At 55.8% G+C, this 22,883-nt stretch carries 16 protein-coding genes; 13 read left to right on the forward strand and 3 right to left on the reverse strand.

The features are described 5' to 3' along the window. The first annotated feature begins 188 nt into the window (after positions 1 to 188). Positions 189 to 2,966, forward strand: coding sequence for a hypothetical protein (locus O9H85_RS08880; protein WP_269880978.1), 2,778 nt, complete (start codon positions 189 to 191; stop codon positions 2,964 to 2,966). A 616-nt stretch (positions 2,967 to 3,582) separates the two neighbouring features. Here O9H85_RS08880 and O9H85_RS08885 read toward each other — a convergent pair. Continuing rightward, positions 3,583 to 5,577 (reverse strand): ABC-F family ATP-binding cassette domain-containing protein, encoded by a 1,995-nt coding sequence (locus O9H85_RS08885; RefSeq protein WP_269880979.1) that lies wholly within the window; start codon positions 5,575 to 5,577, stop codon positions 3,583 to 3,585. A 168-nt stretch (positions 5,578 to 5,745) separates the two neighbouring features. On the opposite strand from O9H85_RS08885, the gene O9H85_RS08890 reads away from it, so the two are divergent. From O9H85_RS08890 to O9H85_RS08945, 12 genes are all read left to right on the forward strand, one after another. Then, positions 5,746 to 6,594, forward strand: a complete 849-nt coding sequence (locus O9H85_RS08890) for an endonuclease/exonuclease/phosphatase family protein (protein ID WP_269880980.1) — start codon at positions 5,746 to 5,748, stop codon at positions 6,592 to 6,594. A gap of 233 nt (positions 6,595 to 6,827) precedes the next feature. Then, on the forward strand, positions 6,828 to 7,460 hold the full coding sequence (locus O9H85_RS08895) for a 5-formyltetrahydrofolate cyclo-ligase (protein ID WP_269880981.1): 633 nt from the start codon (positions 6,828 to 6,830) through the stop codon (positions 7,458 to 7,460). Continuing rightward, positions 7,457 to 7,960 (forward strand): cyclic pyranopterin monophosphate synthase MoaC, encoded by a 504-nt coding sequence (gene moaC / locus O9H85_RS08900; protein WP_269880982.1) that lies wholly within the window; start codon positions 7,457 to 7,459, stop codon positions 7,958 to 7,960. Before O9H85_RS08895 ends, moaC begins: the two co-directional genes overlap by 4 nt. 76 nt (positions 7,961 to 8,036) lie before the next feature. Then, positions 8,037 to 8,537 carry a molybdopterin adenylyltransferase gene (mog, locus tag O9H85_RS08905; protein ID WP_269881248.1) on the forward strand — a complete coding sequence of 167 codons (501 nt, stop codon included), beginning with the start codon at positions 8,037 to 8,039 and terminating at the stop codon, positions 8,535 to 8,537. After that, on the forward strand, positions 8,527 to 9,540 hold the full coding sequence (locus O9H85_RS08910; protein ID WP_269880983.1) for a molybdopterin-binding protein: 1,014 nt from the start codon (positions 8,527 to 8,529) through the stop codon (positions 9,538 to 9,540). Before mog ends, O9H85_RS08910 begins: the two co-directional genes overlap by 11 nt. Before the next feature lie 38 nt (positions 9,541 to 9,578). Beyond that, positions 9,579 to 9,950, forward strand: coding sequence for a twin-arginine translocase TatA/TatE family subunit (gene tatA / locus O9H85_RS37710; protein WP_409348120.1), 372 nt, complete (start codon positions 9,579 to 9,581; stop codon positions 9,948 to 9,950). Positions 9,951 to 9,982: 32 nt separating this feature from the next. Beyond that, positions 9,983 to 10,747, forward strand: a complete 765-nt coding sequence (gene tatC / locus O9H85_RS08920) for a twin-arginine translocase subunit TatC (protein WP_269880984.1) — start codon at positions 9,983 to 9,985, stop codon at positions 10,745 to 10,747. Between the two features lie 248 nt (positions 10,748 to 10,995). Next, a complete protein-coding gene (gene groES / locus O9H85_RS08925) occupies positions 10,996 to 11,277 on the forward strand; it encodes a co-chaperone GroES (protein WP_269880985.1) in 282 nt (93 codons plus the stop codon). A 91-nt stretch (positions 11,278 to 11,368) separates the two neighbouring features. Further along, positions 11,369 to 13,003 carry a chaperonin GroEL gene (groL, locus tag O9H85_RS08930; protein ID WP_269880986.1) on the forward strand — a complete coding sequence of 545 codons (1,635 nt, stop codon included), beginning with the start codon at positions 11,369 to 11,371 and terminating at the stop codon, positions 13,001 to 13,003. Positions 13,004 to 13,139: 136 nt separating this feature from the next. Beyond that, entirely contained in the window at positions 13,140 to 14,714 is a 1,575-nt protein-coding gene (locus O9H85_RS08935) for an SWIM zinc finger family protein (RefSeq protein WP_269880987.1), read from the forward strand. Continuing rightward, positions 14,711 to 17,608, forward strand: coding sequence for a DEAD/DEAH box helicase (locus O9H85_RS08940; protein ID WP_269880988.1), 2,898 nt, complete (start codon positions 14,711 to 14,713; stop codon positions 17,606 to 17,608). The genes O9H85_RS08935 and O9H85_RS08940 overlap by 4 nt, the downstream gene beginning before the upstream one ends. Positions 17,609 to 17,625: 17 nt before the next feature. Beyond that, the gene (locus O9H85_RS08945; protein ID WP_269880989.1) at positions 17,626 to 17,943 is read left to right on the forward strand and encodes a hypothetical protein; all 318 of its coding nucleotides are present in this window, start codon (positions 17,626 to 17,628) and stop codon (positions 17,941 to 17,943) included. 166 nt (positions 17,944 to 18,109) lie between these two features. Here the strand turns inward: O9H85_RS08945 and O9H85_RS08950 are convergent, their stop codons facing one another. Together O9H85_RS08950 and O9H85_RS08955 are read right to left on the reverse strand one after the other, a co-directional pair. Continuing rightward, on the reverse strand, positions 18,110 to 19,510 hold the full coding sequence (locus tag O9H85_RS08950) for an S-layer homology domain-containing protein (protein WP_269880990.1): 1,401 nt from the start codon (positions 19,508 to 19,510) through the stop codon (positions 18,110 to 18,112). Between the two features lie 807 nt (positions 19,511 to 20,317). Then, entirely contained in the window at positions 20,318 to 22,801 is a 2,484-nt protein-coding gene (locus O9H85_RS08955) for an O-antigen ligase family protein (protein WP_269880991.1), read from the reverse strand. Positions 22,802 to 22,883: the final 82 nt, after the last annotated feature.

Below are 22,883 nucleotides of genomic sequence, written 5' to 3' on the forward strand. Positions count from 1 at the left end.
AAAAGCCTTATTTTTCTGGCCAAAGTGACATTTTTTTCTGGGGATAATCTTGTGGATAAAGAAAGACCTTTCCATCGTTGTGCACATGTTGGATAAGGCATCTGAATTTGGGAAACGTACCAATTATACGGCGGTTCGGAAATTCGGCATATCTGCCCGGGCGGCGTGTCAACGAGGGGGAATGATTCGTGGGCTGTGGATATCGGTTCTGGCGAAAGATGCTGAACAAGTCGAAAACGGCGCTGCTTGTCGCAATCGCTTGGATCATGGGAATGAGCCTGTGGGGATTGCCGTCGAACGCGGAGAACCTATCCACTGCAGGGAAGGCGGAGCCGGAGGTTGTCCAGGGCGGTGTAGGGAATTTGGCGGAACGCAGTGCGCACGGGGACGGAGAAGGGCGGCAGGAAGGGGGCGGGGGTCGAAAAGTCGTGGTACTGTCGATCCCGGGGCTGTCCTTTGCCGAGCTTGAGCCATTGGGGCTCGCCGATTTTCCGGCATGGCAAGCGCTTCTGCGAACAGGTCAGCTTGGGGCGATGAACGTACGCGTTCCGTGGAAGGGTCTTGAATCCGTCTACGCCACGTGGGGGGCGGGACAACTCGCCGATGGGCGAGGCGGCGCGGGATGGGACAAGGAGGAGTGGGCGGACGGGGGGCAGCCTGCGGTGCGGATGGAACGGTTCAGCGGCAGGAAGGTGGAGAAGGAAGCGGTGCTTGTCCCGGATTTGGAAGCGCTGCGGGCGCGCAATGCGATTCAAACGTACCGTGCGCAGCCTGGTCTTCTCGGCCGAATGCTGCAGGAGCGCGGCGTACGCGTGGGCGCATGGGGCAACCTTGACCGGCCGGGCGGCGGTGTTGATGCCCATCGGCGTCCGGTCTTTTTGATGGGCATGGACGAGGGAGGACGGGTGCCTTTTGGACAGGCCGAGCGGAGCCGCCTTCTTGCCGCGGACGGAAAGGGTCCGTACGGGCTAATGACTCGATATGACTTGCTGCTCGCGCAGGTGAGTGATTTTTTGTATAGAGACGGGAGTAGGACTGGAAGTGTGGGCAGGGAGGAGCCGAGGGAGGGGAAGGCTGATGGGCGAGTAAATGAGGGTTTGAGCATTGAAGGGGAGAGGTTGGGAAGTGCGGGCAGGGAAGAGCCGGAGGTGAGGAAGACTGAGGACGCGAAGGCAATGGGGGCTCCAGCAGGAGGCGGTGCGCTAGCGGTCGTCGAACTGGGGGATCTGTACCGGCTGTATGAGGAGCGGGGAAAATACAACCCGGACATCTTCGCCGTTCGGAAGCAGGAGACACTGAAGTCGATGGACTGGTTTCTGGGGAAGCTCGTTAAACAACTCGATGGAAGCTCAGGCACGGTACTGTGGATGCTGAGTCCCGGGGCACACTCGGAGGCGGTCAAGGGTAAGCTGATGCTTACACCGGTGCTGCGCTGGACGGGGGACCGGGCGGCCCAAGGGAGTGCGCTGCTGAGCTCCGCTTCCACCCGTCGTCCCGGCGTGGTGGCATCGGTGGATGTCGCACCGACGCTTCTTGCCGAGTTCGGCATAGAGAAGCCTTTGCCGATGGTTGGTCAAGCGATATCGGCTGTGGAGAGGAAGATGCCGGAGAGACGGTCTGCCGGGGCATCGGAAAAGCGGAGCATGAACGGCTCCCTTGACGCCGCCCCCCTCGAATCCGGCGGTAGCAGGGGAGCTGCTGAGGCGGCCGAGCTGATGCTCAACGGTTATGGGACTAGCGATGACGCGTTGAACTACCTATTAAATGAAATGAAGCGAATAAGCCGCATCTACAAGCTGCGGCCTCCGGTTCTGTATGGTCTGGCGGGATTTGAGATTCTGGTGATGGTTATCGGATTGTATAGCGGTCTGAGGAGGAGCCCTTTGGAGAAAGGTCGCTGGGTTAGGGGAACGCTGCTGACCGTGCTGACCGTACCCGCCGGGTTGCTAGTGCTTGGCCGGTTCCCGGACGGCACCATGATGCAGCAATCTGCCGCTTTGATCGGTTTGATTGCATTGGGAGGTGTCGCTGCCGGATTCGTGACGCGCCGACAGGAGGGGCTGTATCGTGTCCTGCTGGGAGTCGGGGCGGGAACCGTGCTGCTGATTGTATTGGACGTAATTACGGGCGGGCAAGCCATGCGCTATTCCATCCTGAGCTACGATCCCCAGATCGGGGCCCGTTATTATGGCGTTGGCAACGAGTATATGGGTGTCCTGCTGGGAGCCGGGATTCTCGGACTCAGCGCTTGGCTTGAGCGTCGCCTCCCGCGGCGGCGCGCCGTCGCTTCGGCCGCCGGCTTGGGCGCTGCGCTCTGCGCCTTCCTCGCGGCCCCTGCGCTCGGCGCCGAGGCCGGCGGTGCCCTCGCCGGCGCAGCCGGCTTCGGCGCGCTTGCCGCGCGCCTGCACTGCGGCTGCGCCGGTCTCCGGCTGCGCCGCCTGGTGCCGTGGCTCGCGCTGCCGCTTGCCGCTGCGCTCGCCGGCCTCTGGCTGCTGAACGCCGCCTGGAGCTTCGGCGGAACCGCCGCAGCACCAGGCTCTGTCGCAGCCGCCAGCACGCCCGCCGCCCTCGCCGGCTCGAACGCCTTGACGGCAGGGCCGAGCCATGTCGGCCACGCTTTTCAAGACCTGCGCCAGGGGCGATTCGAGGTCATCGGTGCCATGATGCTGCGCAAACTGCAGATGAACGTGCACCTGATCCGAGTCTCCGCCTGGAGCAAGGTGCTGCTCACCGGGCTCGTCGTCATGGCCGTGCTGGTGTTCCGTCCGAAGGGCCGGCTCCGCCGGTGGGAAACCGATTACCCGTGTCTTATGCACGGGTGCTATGCCAACGTCATCGGCGCGCTGGCTGCGCTTGCCCTCAACGATTCAGGCATCGTCGCCGCGGCGACGATGATCGTCTACAGCAGCGTGCCGCTGCTGCTGCTGAATCTGCAGGAGCGGGAAGGCGGGGCTTCCGCCGTATGAAGCTTAGTGAGTCTTGCAGTCAATTGATAAGAACGATTCGCTTCCAAGCGTCCAGAACGCGAATAAACCCAGGTTCACAAGTTATGAACCTGGGTTTCATCGTCGCAGCGAACCAAAGTTACTAACCGTTCATGTGCTGCTTGATTCCAGTACGGTAATGAACCCAAGTTCATAAGTAATGAGCTTAGGTTCGCTAAAGGCATACTTTCTTGCCCTCTGAGCGCTGTAATGAATTTGAAGTGACATGAAGTGTCCGGAGGTTCATTAGTAGTAGCGCCCCGAAGTTCACTAAATAACTCGAGCCGCTTGATTCCAGTACGGTAATGAACCCAAGTTCACTATTAATGAGTTTAGGTTCGCAAGAGCCATACACTTTCTTGCCGTCTGAGCGCTGTAATGAACTTGAGGTGACATGAAGCGTCCGAAAGTTCATTAGTAGCGCCTCGAAGTTCATTAAATACCTCTAACCGCTTGATCCCAATCCCACTACGGCAATGAACTCAAGTTCACTAGTAGTGAGCTTAGGTCCGCAAGAGGCATTCTTTCTACACTCACACTCATTTTACTCTTACGCATTCTACACTCACACGCATTCTACTCTCACTCATTCTTACGCTCACTCCGCCAGCTGCTCCCACTGCTCGTAGCACTCCGCCAGCTGTGCCTTCTTCGCCTCGATCTGCGCGTTCTTCTCCTGCAGCAGCACGTAGTCGTTGAACACCTCCGGCAGTGCCAGCTCCTGCTCCAGCGCGCCGAGCGCCTCCTCGAGCTCGGCGATTTGCTGCTCGAGCTGCTCCAGCTTGCGCTGGCGGCTGCGCTCATCGCGCTTCGCCTGCTTGCCGGCCTCGTAGTCGCCGCTCTTGGCCGCGCCCGCACCGGCGGCCCCCGCCGAAGCAGCAACGCCGGAGCCTCCGGCGCCATTGCCGCTGCCCCCGGCGTTGACGGCTTTTCCGCGGGCCGATTCCGCCTCAAGGCGCTGCCGCTCCATCTCGGCCAGCTCCTGCTTCTTCTCTAGGTAGTCGTCATAGTTACCCAGATAAGCGGCAACGCCGTCCGGGGTCATTTCGAGCATATTTTCCGCCATCTTGTTCAGGAAGTACCGGTCATGCGAAATGAACAGCAGCGTCCCTTCATAATCGATTAGCGCCGACTCCAGCACTTCTTTACTATATAGGTCAAGATGGTTGGTCGGCTCGTCCAGGATGAGCATATTCGCCTTCAGCAGCATCAGCTTCGCCAGGGCGACCCGGGCCTTCTCGCCGCCGCTCAGCGACCCGACCTTCTTGAACACGTCCTCGCCGCTGAACAGGAAGCTTCCGAGCACCGTCCGGATACGCGCCTCCTCCAGGTGGGGATATTCGTTCCACAGCTCGTCCAGCACCGTATTCGCCGGATTCAGGCCCGTCTGCTCCTGATCGTAATAACCGATCTTCACATTCGCGCCCCACTCCACGAGCCCTTGATCAGGTGTGTGTTGTCCGATCAGCGTCTTCAACAGCGTCGACTTCCCGATCCCGTTCGGTCCGATCAGGGCCGCTGTATCGCCGCGGCGCAGCTGGAGGTTGATCCCCCGGGACAATATCTTCTTCCGGTCGTACGATATCGCTACGCCGCGGACATCTAGGACATCCTTACCCGACGTCTGTTCCACCTCAAACGAAAAGCTGGCCCGCTTCAAATCGCCCAGCGGCTTGTCGAGACGCTCCATCTTGTCCAGCGCCTTGCGGCGGCTTTGCGCCCGCTTGGTCGTGGAGGCCCGCACAATGTTGCGCTGGATGAACTCCTCCATCTTCACAATCTCTTCCTGCTGCTTCTCGTACTGCTTCAGCTGGGCCTCGTAATCCGCCTGCTTCGTCTCTACATAACGGGTGTAGTTGCCCGTATACCGCTTGGAGTTATGCCGTTCGACCTCGTAGATGGCGCCTACCAGCGCATCGAGGAAGTACCGGTCATGCGATACGACCAGAATCGCGCCGGGATACGACCGCAAATAGCCTTCCAGCCACGTCAGCGTCGGAATATCGAGGTGGTTTGTCGGCTCGTCCAGCATGAGCAGGTCGGGCGCTTCGAGCAGCATTTTGGCAAGGGCCAGCCGCGTCTTCTGCCCGCCGCTCAGCGTATTGACCGGCGTCGCCGGATCGAAATCGCCGAACCCCATTCCGTGCAGCAGCCCCCGAACCCGGGCCTCCGTCTCATAGCCTCCGCGCTCGCGGAACCATTCCGACAGCTCGGCGTACTTCTTCATCGTTTCTTCCGTTTTCTTCTCGTCCGCCAGCACTGCGGGATCCGACATCAGGCTCTCCAGACGCCGCAGCTCCTCCTCCGTCTCCGTAAACCGGGCGAAGACGCTCATCAGCTCGTCCCATATGGAACGGTCGGAAGAAAGGCCGCTGTTCTGCTTCAAATAGCCGATCTTCGTTTCCTTCGCCTTAAAAATATCCCCCGAATCATACGACATCTCGTCCGCAATGATTTGCAGCAGCGTCGATTTGCCGGCCCCGTTCACCCCGACTAAGCCGATCCGCTCCCGCGGCTCGATTTGCAGCGTTATATTGGAAAGCACCGGAGTGACTCCGTAGCTCTTCGTAATTCCGGAAACTTGCAGCAGCATCTTAATCCTCCCACATTTCTTGCATTCTTCCCTTGTATTCTTCCATTAGTGTAGCATATCCTGCCGCCGTTATCATTTCCAACCGTTTACGGTGTACAAACGCCGCCGGCCTATCGTATGCTCGATCCGATAAGGCATTCCTATTTAGTAGAAAGCAGGTAAGCGAATATGCAGATCATTCCAACGACTCCGGGCAGACCTTCGCCATCTTTATCCATAAAAAGCATCCTGGCCGTCTTGCTCCTTGCCGTTATGGGGACGGCAATTCTTTCGGTTCGTCCTGTCCCCGGGCCGGCGCAGGCAAGCGCAAATCCGGCCCGGATTCGCGTGATGACTTACAACATCCGGCATGCCGAAGGCCTGGACGGACAGGTGAACCCTGAGAGCATTGTGCGGGATCTCCGGCACAACCAGGCCGACCTGATCGCTCTCCAGGAGGTCGATCGGCTGAAATGGCGCAGCGGCCTGACGGATCAGGCCCATTATTTCGCGGATGCCCTCGGCATGCATTACGCCTTCGCTCCGGCCATCCGCAGCGGCCTCTCGCAGTACGGCGTCATGCTGCTCAGCCGTTATCCTCTGGAGTCCGTGCAAGTGCACGACCTCGGCGGCATAAAAGAGCCCCGCTCTCTGCTGACCGCCGAGGTGCGTCTCGGCGGCGAGCGCGTCACGGTGGCGACGACGCATCTGGGGCTTACGCCCGCGGATCGTCAGCGCCAGCTGCCGCGGCTAGAGTCCGCTCTGCAGTCCGTCCGTACCCCGCTGGTGCTGATGGGCGACTTCAACAGCGGGCTTCAAGACCCGCAGCTGGCGGCATGCATTCGGGAGCTGCGTCTTAGCCCGTTTCCGCTGCGGACGCCGGGACCGACGGTACGGAGCGGCGGCGAGATCGACCACATCCTGACGAACCTTCCCGAGGAAGGCAAATGCTGGACGGAGCCGACGCGGGCTTCCGACCACTTGCCTGTGCATGGAAGCTTGATGCTGACGGCTCAGGCGGCGGCAGAACGGGCGTAAAGCCCGTTTTTTTCCGTTACAAGGACGGCGCAGCCGTATATCCTGGCGAATTCGCTTGAAATTCGGTATTTCTCAGCATTCTATGGTAAAATATAAGGAATCGTTTCGAGCGACAATGAAACGTATAGGCGTTCTCATTCCGGGTTGGCAGCATTTGCTATCGGGCCCGGCCCGGATTAGAATGGAAAGTATCCGAAATCCGACCTATCGTACGACCGAAGAGAGGCCGTTTCATGAATATTAAAGAGAAAAAAATCGAGCTTCGCCGCAAGGCGGAGGAGGTGCGTTCCTCCATCCTGGAGGAAGAACGGAAAGTGAAGTCCGCCCAAATTTGCGACAAGGTGGTGGAGCGCCTGGAGACGCTGCTTCAGTTAGAGCCTTCCGTCCGGCGGAAGCCGACGCTGTTCACATACATGCCGGTCAAGACCGAGGTCGACGTTACCCCGGTTATGGAAGCTTGCTGGAAGCGGCATTGGCGGGTCGTCGTGCCGAAGGTGGTGCCTGCGTACAAGCAGATGAAGCTGTTCGAGGTCCGATCCTACGCGGATCTTGAACGGGGGTCCTGGGGAATCCGGGAACCGGTCGCCAAGGCGCAGCAGCTGTACGATATCCGGCAGCTGGATGTGGCGCTGGTACCGGGTCTCGCATTTGACCTGAATATGGGGCGTCTCGGCTACGGCGGGGGCTTCTACGACCGGTTCATGCAGCAGTACGTGCGGACAGGCCTGCCCAAGCCTTATATTATCGCAGCCGCCTTCGAGCAGCAGATTATTTCCGAGGTGCCGATGGGCTTGTTCGATTTCCACATTAACGAGCTGATTACTGAATCGCGCATGATCGTGGAGAGAGGGGAATCAAGGCGATGACTGAGCGAGAAGTAGAGCAAGGGCAGGGGACGCTGACCCACTTCAACGAACAGGGCCGGGCCCGTATGGTGGATATCTCCGGCAAGTCGGAAACGTCTCGTTCGGCCACCGCCCGGACGAAGGTCACGATGCAGAGGGCGACGCTCGAGCTGATCAAGCAGGGGAAGATCGGCAAAGGCGACGTGCTGGCGGTTGCCCAGGTGGCCGGGGTGATGGCGGCGAAGAATACGTCGAACTGGATCCCGATGTGCCATCCGCTTATGCTGACCGGGATCGACGTACGTTTTGACGATAACGGGACAGACGAGCTGTATATCGAAGCGACGGTGAAGACCAAAGGACTTACGGGCGTGGAGATGGAGGCGCTGACCGCCGTATCCGCCGCGGCGCTGACCGTATACGATATGTGCAAGGCGGCGGAGAAGACGATGGAAATCGGGCCGACGAGGCTGCTCAGCAAAACCGGGGGAAAGAGCGGCGATTTTAGCGCTGAGAGATGATCTGTCACAGATCATTGACGTTTTTTCTTAACAAGTTTACGATACAATGAAACGAACCGAGGAGAGGAGCAAGCTTATGCGCTGGAAGGTGGCTATCTTAACGGCAAGCGACCGCGGTTCCCGGGGGGAAAGAGAAGACACAAGTGCACAGGTGATCCGGGAACTGATCGAGGAGGAAATCAGCGGGGAGATCATCGAATATCGCGTGGTGCCGGACGAAAAGGACGAGATCATGGCTGCGCTGATCGAGATGACCGACTATTTCCGAGCGGAGCTCATCCTGACGACCGGAGGAACCGGTCTTGCTCCGCGGGACGTGACGCCGGAGGCGACGCTGGCGGTCGTCGACCGGCAGGCCCCCGGGTTCGCCGAGGCGATGCGTATGATCTCCATGCAGAAGACGCCTAGGGCGATGCTTTCCCGCGCAGTGTCGGGCATCCGCGGCCGGACGCTCATCATTAACCTGCCCGGCAGCCCGAAGGGCGTGTCGGAGAATTTGTCGGCGATTATGGGCCAGCTACCGCATGCACTCGCGATTCTGACCGGGCGTGAAGGAGACCACGGCGATGAAGTCTGATTCGATGCTGCGCGAGGTGAAGGTGGAGGACGCGGTCGGACTGGTGCTGGCGCACGATTTGACCCAGATCATTCCGGGACAGTTCAAGGGCCGGCTGTTCAAGAAGGGTCATGTCATTCGGGCGGAGGACATTCCGGCGCTGCTTAGCATCGGCAAGGAGCATATTTATACGATGGAGCTGCAGACGGGCTATCTGCATGAGGATGAGGCCGCTTTGCGCATGGCCTTGGCCGCTCAGGGACCGAACGTTGAGCTCACGGAGCCCCATGAAGGCAAGATTACGCTGAAATCGACGATTCACGGGCTGGCCAAGATCGACAAGGCCCGCATCGACGCCGTGAATGCGCTTGATCAAGTGGTCATGTCCACGATCAAGACCGGCACGGTAGTGAAGCCGGGACAGGCGCTGCTTGCCACACGGGTCATTCCGCTCGTTATTGAGGAGGAGCGCATCCGCCAGGCGGAGCTTGCTGCCGCGGCCGGAGCGCCGGATGCGGGACCCGTAGCGGAAGTAAAACCGTTTCGAGCGCTTCGCGCAGGACTCATTACGACAGGGAGCGAAGTGTTCAAGGGACGCATTCAGGATAAATTCGGTCCTGTCGTTCGCGAGAAGCTGGCCGCGCTCGGCTCCGAGGTCATCGACCAGCGGCTGGCGCCGGACGAGAGCGATGTGATCGTACGCGAAATCCACCGCTTCCTGCGGGAGGACCGCGCGGATCTAATCCTCGTAACAGGGGGCATGTCCGTCGATCCCGATGACCGGACGCCGGGTGCGATCAAGCAAGCGGGAGCGGAGATCGTCAGCTACGGTACGCCGATGCTCCCGGGCTCCATGCTGCTGATGGGCTATCTGGAGGGAGTGCCGATCATGGGCTTGCCGGGCTGCGTCATGCATGACCCGTACACCTCGTTCGATGTGCTGCTGCCCCGGATTTGTGCCGGGGAACGGATTGTCCGGCCGGACATTACGGAGCTCGGATACGGCGGATTATATAACTGTTAATGAATGAAAGAGTGTTACCATAGAAAGGACCGATGACGATGTTTGGATTTTCGGAGCTGCTGCTCATCGGCTTGATCGCGCTGCTGCTGTTCGGACCGAACAAGCTTCCGGAGCTGGGTCGCTCGCTCGGGAAGACGATCCGCGAGTTCAAGGAGGGTGCCCGCAACCTGATGGCGGACGACGAGCCGGCACCCCCTGTGCGTAAAGACGTTACGCCTCCGGCCCCTGCAGAGCCCGCTCCGGCTCGAGTGGACGTGACTCCTGCGGCGGAAGCGGCACCGCAGGTCGTTCCTGCGCCTCCGAAGCCGAAGGAAGCTGCGGCCCAGCCGTCTCCGCAGCATGAGGGCTCGGCAGCGCCCGTACGGGCGGCGGAATCCCGTCCGAGCGACCCTCGGCGGCTGCCGGATTGATTCTTCAGTAGACCTTGAACGTAGGCAGGTGAGTGCGGTTGGAAACAGAAGAAGCCATGAGCTTGGTGGAGCATTTGACGGAGCTGAGGAAGCGAGTCATCCGCGTGGTGATCGTACTCGTCCTCGGGATGGTTATTGGACTGATCGCGGCAAAGCCGATGATCAAGTACATCACCAGCATGCCTCCGGCGAATTCCATTGATTTGCTCAACGTGTTTTCCCCTTGGGACTCCATAAAATTATATATGAACTGCGCCCTGATCACGGGGCTTATCATTACTTTGCCCGTGGCCCTTTATCAGCTGTGGGCCTTTATGAAACCGGGGCTTCGGGCCGAGGAGCAGAAGGCTTCCCTGATGTTCGTTCCTTTTGCGTTCGCGCTTTTCCTTGTCGGGCTCGCGTTCGGATACTTCGTCGTCTTCCGGATGGCGTTTATGTTCGCCACCTCGATCACCGAAAGCTTGAATCTGAAGGAAACGTACGGGATTTCGCAATATTTTTCGTTTATGTTCAATATCTTGATCCCCCTGTCTCTCTTGTTTGAGCTGCCGATCGTCGTGATGTTCCTGACGAAGCTGCGGCTTATGAATCCGGCGCGCCTTCGCAAAATGCGGCGCTATGCATACATGATCCTCGTGATCGTCGCCACGATGATTACGCCTCCGGATGCGGCCTCCGCCATTATCGTATTCTTGCCAATGATTGTGCTGTACGAGTTCAGCGTTTTCCTGTCCGGGGTCGTTTACCGCAAGCAGCTGGAACAGGATGCGGCTTGGGAGCGCGAAGGCTCCGCTTAGCGGAACAACTCGAAGTCTGTCGAACCGGCAGACTTTTTATTTTTGCAAGGAAACCGGCATGACAGAAGGATCGCTTCGCCTGCCCGAGGAATAATCATCCATTTCGTGGACAGAATGAGTGAGGTGATAAAATTGTTGTAAAACCACTTGCAAAATTAGGCTGAAGTGATTATTATATAAATTGTTGTTAGCACTAAACACATTCGAGTGCTAATAAGGTAACCAAATCTAAAGGAGGCTATTTTCTCATGATCAAACCGTTGGGTGATCGCGTAGTCATTGAAGCCATTGCTAAGGAGGAAACGACAGCAAGCGGTATCGTCCTGCCTGATACGGCTAAAGAAAAGCCGCAAGAAGGTAAAATCGTAGCCGTAGGCAGCGGTACACTCAAAGACGGAGAGCGCACTCCGCTTGAAGTTAAAGAAGGCGACCGTGTAATCTACTCCAAGTACGCCGGCACCGAAGTGAAATACGACGGCCGCGAGCTGCTGATTATGCGTGAGAGCGACATTCTCGCCATCCTGGCTTAATCAAGCCGCCTTTACTTAAGTTCGTGCGAATTACTTACGACGATTCGGAACGTTTAAATAAAACCTATTGAAGATTCGGGAGGGTTCACTCATGGCAAAAGAAATCAAGTTCAGTGAAGACGCTCGCCGCGCGATGCTCCGCGGGGTTGACGCGCTTGCAAACGCCGTAAAAGTAACACTCGGTCCTAAAGGCCGCAACGTCGTTCTCGAGAAGAAATTCGGCAGCCCGCTCATCACCAATGACGGCGTAACGATCGCGAAAGAGATCGAACTCGAAGACGCATTCGAGAACATGGGCGCTCAGCTTGTGAAAGAAGTAGCAACCAAAACGAACGACGTAGCCGGCGACGGTACGACGACGGCAACCGTTCTGGCTCAAGCGATGATCCGCGAAGGCCTGAAGAACGTAACGGCAGGCGCTAACCCGATGGTCGTTCGCAAAGGGATCGACAAAGCGGTTAAAGCGGCTGTCGAAGAGCTCCGCAACATCGCGAAGCCGATCGAAGGCAAGCAATCCATCGCTCAAGTTGCGGCGATTTCCGCAGCTGACGAAGAAGTGGGCGAACTGATCGCCGAAGCGATGGAGAAAGTGGGCAAGGACGGCGTAATCACCGTAGAAGAGTCCAAAGGCTTCGCAACCGAGCTGGAAGTTGTGGAAGGCATGCAGTTCGACCGCGGCTACACTTCCCCTTACATGATCACGGACACGGATAAAATGGAAGCGATCCTTGACAACCCGTACATCCTGATCACGGACAAGAAAATCTCGAACATTCAAGAAATTCTTCCGGTGCTCGAGAAAGTGGTTCAATCCGGCAAGCAATTGCTGATCATCGCGGAAGACGTAGAAGGCGAAGCGCAAGCTACGCTCGTAGTCAATAAGCTCCGCGGTACATTCACTTGCGTAGCGGTTAAAGCTCCTGGCTTCGGCGACCGCCGCAAAGCGATGCTGGGCGACATTGCAGCGCTCACCGGCGGCCAAATGATTACGGAAGAGCTCGGACTTGACCTGAAGTCCGCTCGTGTAGAGCAGCTCGGTTCCGCTCGTCAAGTTCGCGTAACGAAAGAAAACACCATCATCGTGGATGGTGCCGGCGACAAGAAAGACATCGGCGCGCGCATCACGCAAATCCGTTCCCAATTGGAAGAAACGACTTCCGATTTCGATAAAGAAAAATTGCAAGAGCGTTTGGCTAAACTGTCCGGCGGCGTAGCGGTTGTTAAAGTCGGCGCAGCTACCGAAACCGAACTGAAAGAGCGCAAGCTTCGCATCGAAGACGCCCTGAACGCGACTCGCGCAGCGGTTGAAGAAGGTATCGTATCCGGCGGCGGTACGGCCCTCGTGAACGTATACAACGCTGTAGCGGCTGTAAATGCTCAAGACGACGAACAAACCGGCGTGAACATCGTTCTGCGTGCTCTGGAAGAGCCGATTCGCACGATCGCGGCTAACGCAGGACAAGAAGGTTCCGTAATCGTAGACCGTCTGAAGAAAGAAAAAGTAGGCATCGGCTACAACGCGGCATCCGGCGAGTGGGTGAACATGTTCGAAGCGGGTATCGTTGACCCTGCGAAAGTAACCCGTACCGCACTGCAAAACGCAGCATCCGTTGCGGCTATGTTCCTGACAACCGAAGCGGTTATCGCTGACAAGCCTGAAAAAGACAAACCGGCTATGCCTGATATGGGCGGCATGGGCGGTATGGGCGGCATGGGCGGATTCTAAGATCCGGCCGTACGCCAGAGGAAACGGCAGCATCCCTACTAAAGGGATGGCTGCCGTTTCTTTATTTTCCCCTGCCTACGCCTGCATGATATACTAAGTCGTAAAGGAAGCGGGATAATCGGAGGACGGCGAGACAATGCAAGTCATTACAATAGACGGACTGAAGGAACAGGTGCTGGGCACCTTTGACCATAAAATTTTAAAGCGCGGCTGGTCGTATTATACCGACGGCTTTGTGGATGATTTCGAGCGCAAAGGCGATCAATGCTACGCGAACGTGTACGGCAGTGAAGTGTATGAAGTGAAGGTGGATTTGGAAAAGCTGCGGCGCAGCAGCTGCGACTGTCCGTTCGGAGGCTACTGCAAGCATATCGCGGCCGTCCTGTTCCAGGCTTGCGAGGACATGGGCTTCGCGCCGGAAGAGCTGTTGCTGCCCTCCGGGAGAAAGGCGAATGCGCCGACTGTTCATCGGAAGCAAAATCTGCTGCCGCCCCAGGAAAAGGGAAGCGCGGCGGAGTGGCGCCAATTTTTCGGGGAGCTGCTGAATGTGGGAGGGTACCGGTTAGGACAAGCGGTGACCCCGATGTTCCGCCGGACGATGGAGCAGCTGATGCAGGCGGCTGCCGGTTGGCAGCCGAGCGTTCGTCAGGTCTATGCGCTGCATGCCTGCTTGTTTCTGCTCGATCAACTGGACGAGCTGTACCGCAACCAGATCCGTTATTCGTATGCTTATTTTGACCTGAGGGATCAAGTTTTTGAAGCAAGGGATGAATGGACGCAGGAGCTGCTGTCAATAGCGGAGGAATGGACCTCCGAACAGCTGAAGGGGCTTTCCAGGGACGCATTGGAGGAGTTAACGGATGCTTTGTTCGAGGCGGCCTTCCCGCGTGCGTCCGGACCGGTGCATTGGGGTTTGATCTATTCCACATTCTGGCTTCACGTGCTGTCTCGCACAAAGGGCTCGGAAGCGCTTAGCGCTCGCGAGATGTCCCGACTGGATGAGGAGGCAAGCCGGGAGACGGCCTCCGTGTACCGCAAGGAGATGTTAAATCACGCTTTGCTGCTTCATCTGGTTCAGGCGGGCAAGGACCAGGAAGCGATGGAGCTGGCGGAGGAGCGGCTCGGGAATGCGAGAGCGGCGGACTTTTTCGCCATTACCGACTATCTGGTCATGGAGGAGGAATGGGAGCGGCTGCTGCTGTGGGTGCGATGGCTTCAGCCGGTTGCCGTGAACGCATCTCCGTCCCAACTGCGGACGTACTTCGGCTACTGGGAGCAGGTCAAAGCGCGTCTGCCTATGGAAGAGGAATGGAAGGAGACCGTGCTGGGCATGCTGCCGGACAGCTATGGTTACTATTCGGACTATCTGCTAAAGAGTGAACATTATCAAGCTTGGGTCGATCTGAACCTGCTGCTGGAAGTTCAGCCGCTCAGCGTACCGAACGCGATTCTCAAGTCGATCGAGTCTTCCCAGAGAGAGCTGCTGCTCCCTTGGTATCACCATAGCGTGGAGGCGCTGGTCGCAGAGAAGAACCGGGATGCCTATAAGCGGGCCGTGCGCGTGCTCCGCAAGCTGCAGCCGATCTATAAGCGGCTGAAGCGGCAGGACCGCTGGGAAGCGTACATCGGCTATTTAGTGAAGCGGTACGCCCGGTTAAGAGCGTTTCAGGAGGAGCTGCGCAAGCTGAGGAAAGGGGCCGAGGCGGGATGATCGGGTTAGATACGCTGCTGGCGGACGGCGAAGCGGTCGGCGGAGGCAGGTGGACCGTATCCGGACGTTGGCAGGGAGGCGTACCGGTAACGGCGCGGGAGCTGAGGCTGCGGCTTTTTGCTTGGCACCGGCCGAGCTTATACGGGATTTGGCTGGAGGAGGAGACCGAGACGGGACGGCTATTCCTGTCTCCTTTTACGGCGCTGCACTACTTCGCGGAGCCTGTCGTTTCCGTGCATACTCGGGTGGAATGGTCCGAGAAGCTGCAGCAGGCACGGGAAGCGGCGGTGATTTTCAAGGAGGCGCTGGAGAAAGGGTGGTATGCCCCGGATCCTGAAGCTTGGCAGGAAGGAAGGCGCAGCTGGAAGCTCCTGCTTCCTGATGATCGGCTGCAGGCTGACGGCCGGCTTCTCAGCGGCAATCCGGCGTATGCTGCATGGTTTAGCGCGGCGATTGAAGAGCAAATCGACAGCCATCCGGCTGTCCGGGAGGCGTGGGAACGGCTTGCTGCGGAGAAGCCTTATTTGCTGGAGGTTTCGCCGGAAGTGCAGGAGCCGCAAGGGTTTCGGCTCGATGAAGAGGAATGGCTCGTCGCCGCAGGCTGGAAAAAGGACGAGGTCCCGTTCCGCACCTGCTTTCAATTGGCGGAGCCGGACCTGGACTCAGACGGGGAGGCGGCATGGGAGCTTCGGCTTGTGCTGCAGGACAAACAGGATGCGAATGTGCTAGTGATGCCTTCGGCCGAGGACCGGCTTCCTGCGGATTGGGCGGCCTATACGGATCGCTTCTTACGGGATCGGGACCGCTGCGCGGAGCTGATTCCTTCCCTGGAAGAGCTGGCGTGGCAGGGAGGAGCCGAAGCGGAGCTTACGGATGCCCAGGCCTACGAATTTCTGCAGGAGGGCAGTTTGAGGCTGCTTCAGGCCGGGTATTCCGTCTTTCTGCCGTCCTGGTGGGAGGAGCTGAGCCGCCATCGGCCGAAGCTTCGTGCCAAGCTGAAGGGCGGCGGTTCCAAAGCAAGCGCGCTCTTCGGCGCCGATCAGCTCGTTCAGTTCGATTGGAAGGTCGCCGTCGGCGGCGTGGAGCTGTCGGAGGATGAATTCCTCCGGATGGCTGCGGAGAGGAAGCGGCTGATGTACATCCGGGGACGCTGGATTCAGCTGGATCCCGCGTTTGTCGCGCAGGTGCAGATGGCTCTTAGACAGTCCGGGAGGAAGAAAGGGCTCAGCTTCCGCGAGATTCTGGAGATGCATCTGCTGCAGCAGGAAGAGCCGGGGGCCGGCTCTGTATCCGAAGGGGATGAAGCCGGAGCCTGGAAGGAGCAGCTGCGCATCGAGGTCGAACTGAACACCCAGATGGCGGAATTGATCGGGAGGCTGCAGCATACGGAGCGGATCCCGGCGGTCGAGCCGCCTCAAGCCTTGAAAGCCGATTTAAGACGTTATCAGCGCGAGGGGGTATCTTGGCTCCTGTTCATGCGTCGTTTCGGTCTAGGCTGCTGTCTGGCCGACGACATGGGCCTTGGCAAGACCGTCCAATTCATCGCTTACCTGCTGCATGCGCGGGAGGAGAAGAGTGGCGGCACGAAGACGGTGGCTCCAGCACTCTTGATCTGCCCTACGTCGGTCCTTGGCAACTGGCAAAAAGAGCTCGAACGGTTCGCTCCATCGTTGAATATCTACTTGCATTACGGTCCGCAGCGGGGAAAGGGAGATGAGCTGGAAGAGGCGATCAAGGAAGCGGATCTTGTACTGACCTCCTACAATCTGGCTCAGATCGACGAAGAGGAGCTGGCAGCGATCCATTGGGATACGATTGCCCTGGATGAGGCCCAGAACATCAAGAACGCCTATACGAAGCAGTCCGTGGCGGTCCGCCGTCTCGAAGCCGATCATCGGATCGCGCTAACCGGGACGCCGATCGAGAACCGTCTGACCGAGCTCTGGTCGATTTTCGATTTTATTAATCCGGGCTACCTCGGCACCTTAAGCGCCTTCTCCCATAAATACGTGAATCCGATCGAAAAGGGCGGAGAAGACGAGCTTGTCATGCAGGTCCAGCAGCTCATTCGTCCTTTCCTGCTGCGCCGCGTGAAGAAAGACCCGGCGATCCAGCAGGATCTGCCGGAGAAGTACGAGACCAAGGCGTACGTATCCTTGACCGTGGAGCAGGCCACGCTGTACGAGAACGTCGTGCAAGAGCTGATGGCGAGCGTCGATCACCTGACGGGTATCGAGAAGAAGGGCCAAATTCTTGCCGCTCTTACGAAGCTGAAGCAAATTTGCGACCATCCGGCGCTATTTCTGAAAGAAACCGGGGCGGCAACGTGGGAGGACCGCTCCTCCAAAGTATCCCGCCTCATGGCCATGGTACAGGAGCTGAGGGACGAGGGCGATAGCTGCCTCATTTTTACCCAGTTTGTCGAAATGGGTCATCTGCTGCGGCGCATGCTCGAACAGGAGCTGGGCGAACGGGTACAGTTTCTGCATGGCGGGGTGCCCAAGAAGCAGCGGGATGAAATGGTTGCAACGTTCCAAGATCAGGGTCTGAAGGAACGGGAGCGCTGCGGCATCTTTATTCTCTCGCTCAAGGCGGGAGGGACAGGCCTCAACCTTACTGCGGCCAATCACGTGTTCCACTTCGACCGCTGGTGGAATCCGGCGGTGGAGAATCAAGCGACCGACCGGGCATTCCGAATCGGGCAAACCCGTAACGTCCAGGTGCACAAATTCGTGGCTTTAGGCACACTGGAGGAGCGGATCGACGAAATGATCGAGCGCAAGCAAGGGCTGAGCCAGCAAATTGTCGGAACCGGAGAGAACTGGGTGACCGAAATGTCCACGAACGAGTTGAAGGAGCTGTTCGCGCTGCGGCGGGAATGGATGGGGAAATAAGGAGGCGGAATGAACGAATGGCTCGGAGATCGAGAAGCGTGGAAGTGACAATAGGCAGTGCCCGAGACGATTCCCCTCAAACGGATGGACACGCCCATGTCGAGGCGATTGCCGAAGCAGACGAAGAAGAACGCTCGAGCACGAAGCCGGCTGTGAGCGCATCTACCGAGGATCTGCCCACGTTAAAGCCACGCAGAGGGCGTGCGCCCAAGGCAAAGCCGGAGCCGGACTATAGCGAGCTGTTGGACTTGGAGGCGGGCCCGTGGCAGCGGGAGATGTCACCCGCTTGGCAGCGGTTCTATGCCGCCGTTCGCCAATCGGTATGGGATGAATAGTTATTTTGCATAAGCTTGAATGAGCCTTTCCTTCAACAGGAAGGGCTTTTTTCCTTTAGTACCCTCCTTGTCCTGCTTCTTATTGCGAATACCTTAATAGATAAAAAAAGACCCGATACCGTAGTATCGGGCCTCTTTCCAACGAATTGGCTATGGGAGCAGCCAATTAGTTAATGAAGTTTGCGGCGCTCAAGAAACGCTTCAGCATGGTTGCGGATTGTGCACGGGTTGCTTGGTTGGCAGAACCGATGGTATCATCCGTCAAACCGTTGATGATGCCTGCTTGAACGGCAGCGGCGATTTCATTTTGCGCCCAAACGATCTTGTTCGCATCTTTGAACTTCGCCAGTACGTTTGCCGCTTGGATTGCATTTACATCGCTTTTTACGCCTGCATAATTCAGAGCGCGAACGACCATAGCGGCCAGTTCTTCACGAGTAATTTGCGCATCCGGACGGAACGTATTGTCTTCGTAACCGTTGATGATACCTGCATAAACAGCGGTGGATACCGAGTCAGCATACCAAGCGCCGGCTTTTACGTCTTTGAATTTGCTGTCCGTGGATACGGAAGTCAGACCCAAGGAACGAACAACCAGAGCTGCGAACTCTGCGCGGCTGATGTTGCGGTCCGCGTCGAATTTCTTGTCGGATACGCCTTCCACTACCAGTTTGTTAGCCAGCAGCTCCACATCGGCTTTCGCCCAGTGGTTAGCGAGGTCATCAAACGATTTGTTGTTTTCAACTACGGTATAAATACTGTTGCCGTTACGCTTCAGCGTAGCTACTTTACCATCGAAAGTCGAAGGTACGAAGCTAAGCTTTTTCGTTGTTTCATTGTACAGCGCGCCGGTTGCTTTCTTACCGTCAATCGCCTTAGTTGCATTCAGTGTACGGGATACATAAGTAGTACCGAAGCCTACGGAGATGGATTTGCCATCTTTACCTGCAGCCGTTACATTGAAGTCAATCGCATCGGCGATCGTGTTGCCGCCAAGAGCAGCAGCCGCATTTGCGATACCGGTAACAGCGTCGCCGCTTGCTTTGGTGATCGAAACGACGATTGTCAGGTCTTTCACGTCTACCCCGAGAGCTTTAGCCAAAGCGTCCAGCTTCAGAACGGACAATGGCAGCGTGTACGTACCTTTGTCGGAAACGATCGTTACGGCTGCACCGGATTTGCCCGCTGCATCCAGAAGTGCGGAAGCCGGAAGCTGAGCTTTGTCGCCGCTGATGTTGACTTGTACACTCGTGCTGGAAGCAAAAGCGTTAGCAAGTGCCGTTGCATCGACTTTACCGTCAGAGCCCGCTGTTACTTGTACTGCAGAAGAAGAAGTCGAGCCGGTAGAGCCGCCTGCAGGACCGCCAGTAGAGCCGCCAGGAGACGTTGTAGAGCTCGAATCCGAGTTGGCAGTAACATAAACGTTAGCCGTTACGCTAGTGTTGCCGTATACAGCTTGCAGAACCGCAGTACCCACACGCAGACCTTGGACAACTCCGTTTTGAACACTTGCAAAACTGGAAGTATCCGAAGTGATGGAAAGCTGCGCGGTTTTGGTGACATCCAACAAGTTTGAGCCATCGAAGTAAGTAACACTAGTTACTGACTGTGTTCTGTTAACCTTAACGTCGAAACGAGCCGGTTGAATCACCAAGTAGGTATTGTTTGTAACTGTTGGAGGTACAGGCGTCGGCGTTGGCGTTGGCGTCGGTGTCGGTGTCGGTGTCGGCGTCGGCGTCGGCGTTGGCGTCGGCGTCGTCACTTGGTAAACTGCGTTATAAACTGAGCTTAACACGGAAGTGTTGTCAGAATATACTTTCAGATACACACTGTCACTAACACTAGGTTGACTGAGTGTAATGCTGAATGCATAGTATGTAGCCCTATTTACAGAGCGCATCGAATCATAAGTGACATTGTTCACAGATGTGGCAAGGACAGAAGTTACACCGGAATCGGAATAAACATTAACATAAACACCTTGACCTACCGTATACACATCGGTATATACAGAGCCCGTAATGGAACCGGTGGATTTGTTATAGCTTACGTCGTTACCAAATCCGGCTCCGGCAAACGCGAGTACCGGTAACAGCAGCGAAACAATCATAAGGACTGCCAAAACTTGAGACGTCTTCTTCATTACAGCGGATTTCAAATCAGTCCTACTCCTTTCAAAGCTCTCTAGTTGATTTGTTCTATAAAACATACGCATGTCTAGGTTTCACCTCCCTTCCAGCGTGATTTATATAACATGGCTATTGCCATTGTTAACCAAAAGTAGTAGGACCCAGGGTCCATTTTATCACCAATTACGCAAAAATGGTAGCTTTTTGTCGTAACAAAAGGCTACCATTTGTATCTTACAAATCTATTAAATTTTGGCGTTCACTAATTTAAAAATTTCCGTTTTTTCGTTTGGATCTTTGGCGATCAGCTTATCGTATAGGGCTTGATCGTTTTTTCCTTGCCTTTGCAGATCGGCCAAGTACCAACGAGTCATCTGTTTATTTAACTGATCGTCAAATTGATCCGTCAGGCCAACCTTGAGGAACGGTTCGGCTTCGGCAAACTTTCCGCGAATGAAGTCGATTTGTCCCAAGGCGAAGCCCATATTTTTGGTTAAGCCGAATTCGCGTCCTTGCAACTGTTCTTTAGGCAGGGATGCCAGCTGCTTTACTCTCTCTTGCACTTGATTATAAGTATCAAATGCGGCATTCCAATATTGATCCCGCAGCTTAGTGTTGTTAGCGGTTTGAGAGGCATTGCCCAAATCGAAATTCATCGAGATGTTCTTTTCGTACAAAGTGATATCCCAAGGATAATTTGGAATATTGTTATTTACGAGCTCCAGCGCCTTTGGAATGTCACCCTTTTCCGTATAAGCACCGATTTGTTTCTCAAGCAAAGTCCGATTATGAGGCTCTTTGGCCATCGTCTGATTCATTAAGGCCATAGCTTGATTGTACCAGCTGTCATCCTTCGTTTGCCGGTAAGCTTGCATCAGAATATCGATTTTGAATCCGGCATAATCGGGATGATTCGGATGCTGGTTCAATGCTTTATCGAGCGGAGTGAAGATTTCCGTAATGTTCTTGTTGATCTGCGCCGCGGCAACCGCATTAGCATATAAAGAGTTCGCAGTTAATGCCGAGACGGCATTAAAGAAACATACCAGCGATAAAACCAGAAGCAGGGACGGGTAAGCCCATTTGACTTTAACCAGCTTCTCAATCCAAGCGCCTTTGATTTCGAATTCGTCCTTGGAGATCAATACGCCCAAACTAAGGAAAAGCAGTACCCCCAGATATACATAGCTAAGGTCAAAGTCAATCATACTATGAACTAGCAAGGAAATGACAAGAATGTAAAAGATAAATCGTTTGTCTCTCGTCGTCTCGTCTTGCTTCAGGTAGTTCCGAATGTAAATATAGAAAACGGCTGCCAGCAAGAGAAGGAACACGATGAATCCTACCAGGCCAACCTCTACCAGATACTGCAGGAAGAAGTTGTGCGCCTGGCGGCTGACATAAGGGTTGTTCTGGTATTTCTCATACAGAGCGGCCCAAGCACCGCCGCCGGCGCCGAACACCGGATAATCCGCAAACAGCTTCATACCGTCTTTATAAAAGGTACCGCGCTCCAATACGCTATGCTGTTGGAAGTTAATATTCTCAACACGAGTACGAATATTATCGGGCAGCAGCTTGGTGAAACCCAGATCAGCGAACAATACGGTTACTCCGATTGCGCCTACGATTAATGCAACTACAGGAATCGCCACGTTGGCATAACGAGATTTGTCAAAACGCTCAAGCTTACGGCTCAGCCAATCCGAAGCGAACCTTTGAATAAGCACCGCAAGGACCGCGTTGACTAACGAAACGCCTAAGAGAATCAGCCAAGCGCGGAGGGAAGAGGCGGCCGAAAAGCTTTTATTAAGTTCAATCCCCATATTAGTTAATTTCGAGAGAATGGTAAACGATAATCCGAACGAAACGATCAGGTGCACGATATACAAAATTTGTTTATACGGCTTAAGGAAAGGCAATACCAACAGCAGGACAACCGGCAGAATTACCAATCCGCCGCGGGACAGGGTCAGGAAGAACGAGATGATGATCGGAACGGCAAGGAAGCCATGAATACCGATGGAAATCCATTTCTTTGAAGAGAGAACCAGAAAGAGCGTGCACAATAAAACGCCGATCAAGAAGGCTGCATAGCTGTTAGCATATTGGAATACCGAGGTTAAGCGCAAACCGTTGGTGTCCGTCATGACGGCATCCTGATAAATCGGATTTCCTCTCATTTCGGCTGCGAACCATTTCACCCAAGAAAACGCAATTTGTTTGTTGCCGAACCAGTTGAAGAAGCCGAAAAACACGATCACATAGGCCGATGTCATGAAGCCATTCTTCAATACCGCGGCGCCCAAATCGGTTCTGGCCAAGAAGAATCCCAGCAACAAAAAAGTGACGTAAATCGTTTGGATATAAATCATATTTGTTGCGTAATAATGGGATCCCGCGCCAAACATGGAGATCACATAAGTGATGGGAACCAGCCAAACAGCTAAACTCAATAGCTCCGAGGAACTTTTCAAGCTCCAACGATAAAACGCGAAAATCCCTATAAGTACGAGGATAATAGACGACCAGACGAAGGACGAATAAATAGGCCGCTCGAAATCGAAGCTGTTTCCGTTGAACAGCGCCTTTTGGAACGGGGCCCAAATAAGGAATAAAAGCGTAAAGCCGGTAAGGATCCAGAAAAGAATAGAGCTGGTGTCAGAAGTTTTCGATTGTTTGTTTAACCCAGATGAGTAGGGATGGCCGTACGTTTTTTTGGTACTCATATAAGTCTCCTTTTGTAATGTGGAAATTACGACAAAATTCTATCATAAAAACAATAGGGATTCCAATGCAATAATAATGTTA

Origin of the sequence: Paenibacillus gyeongsangnamensis (assembly GCF_027533625.1) — a bacterium.
GTDB classification, from domain to species: Bacteria; Bacillota; Bacilli; order Paenibacillales; family NBRC-103111; genus Paenibacillus_G; species Paenibacillus_G gyeongsangnamensis.

Excerpts from the sequence above, each read along its gene's own strand:
- O9H85_RS08885 (WP_269880979.1), bottom strand. The coding sequence starts at position 5,577 with ATGCTGCTGCAAGTTTCCGGAATTACGAAGAGCTACGGAGTCACTCCG.
- O9H85_RS08890 (WP_269880980.1), top strand. The coding sequence starts at position 5,746 with ATGCAGATCATTCCAACGACTCCGGGCAGACCTTCGCCATCTTTATCC.
- O9H85_RS08895 (WP_269880981.1), top strand. The coding sequence starts at position 6,828 with ATGAATATTAAAGAGAAAAAAATCGAGCTTCGCCGCAAGGCGGAGGAG.
- moaC (WP_269880982.1), top strand. The coding sequence starts at position 7,457 with ATGACTGAGCGAGAAGTAGAGCAAGGGCAGGGGACGCTGACCCACTTC.
- mog (WP_269881248.1), top strand. The coding sequence starts at position 8,037 with ATGCGCTGGAAGGTGGCTATCTTAACGGCAAGCGACCGCGGTTCCCGG.
- O9H85_RS08910 (WP_269880983.1), top strand. The coding sequence starts at position 8,527 with ATGAAGTCTGATTCGATGCTGCGCGAGGTGAAGGTGGAGGACGCGGTC.
- tatA (WP_409348120.1), top strand. The coding sequence starts at position 9,579 with ATGTTTGGATTTTCGGAGCTGCTGCTCATCGGCTTGATCGCGCTGCTG.
- groES (WP_269880985.1), top strand. The coding sequence starts at position 10,996 with ATGATCAAACCGTTGGGTGATCGCGTAGTCATTGAAGCCATTGCTAAG.
- groL (WP_269880986.1), top strand. The coding sequence starts at position 11,369 with ATGGCAAAAGAAATCAAGTTCAGTGAAGACGCTCGCCGCGCGATGCTC.
- O9H85_RS08935 (WP_269880987.1), top strand. The coding sequence starts at position 13,140 with ATGCAAGTCATTACAATAGACGGACTGAAGGAACAGGTGCTGGGCACC.
- O9H85_RS08940 (WP_269880988.1), top strand. The coding sequence starts at position 14,711 with ATGATCGGGTTAGATACGCTGCTGGCGGACGGCGAAGCGGTCGGCGGA.
- O9H85_RS08945 (WP_269880989.1), top strand. The coding sequence starts at position 17,626 with ATGGCTCGGAGATCGAGAAGCGTGGAAGTGACAATAGGCAGTGCCCGA.
- O9H85_RS08955 (WP_269880991.1), bottom strand. The coding sequence starts at position 22,801 with ATGAGTACCAAAAAAACGTACGGCCATCCCTACTCATCTGGGTTAAAC.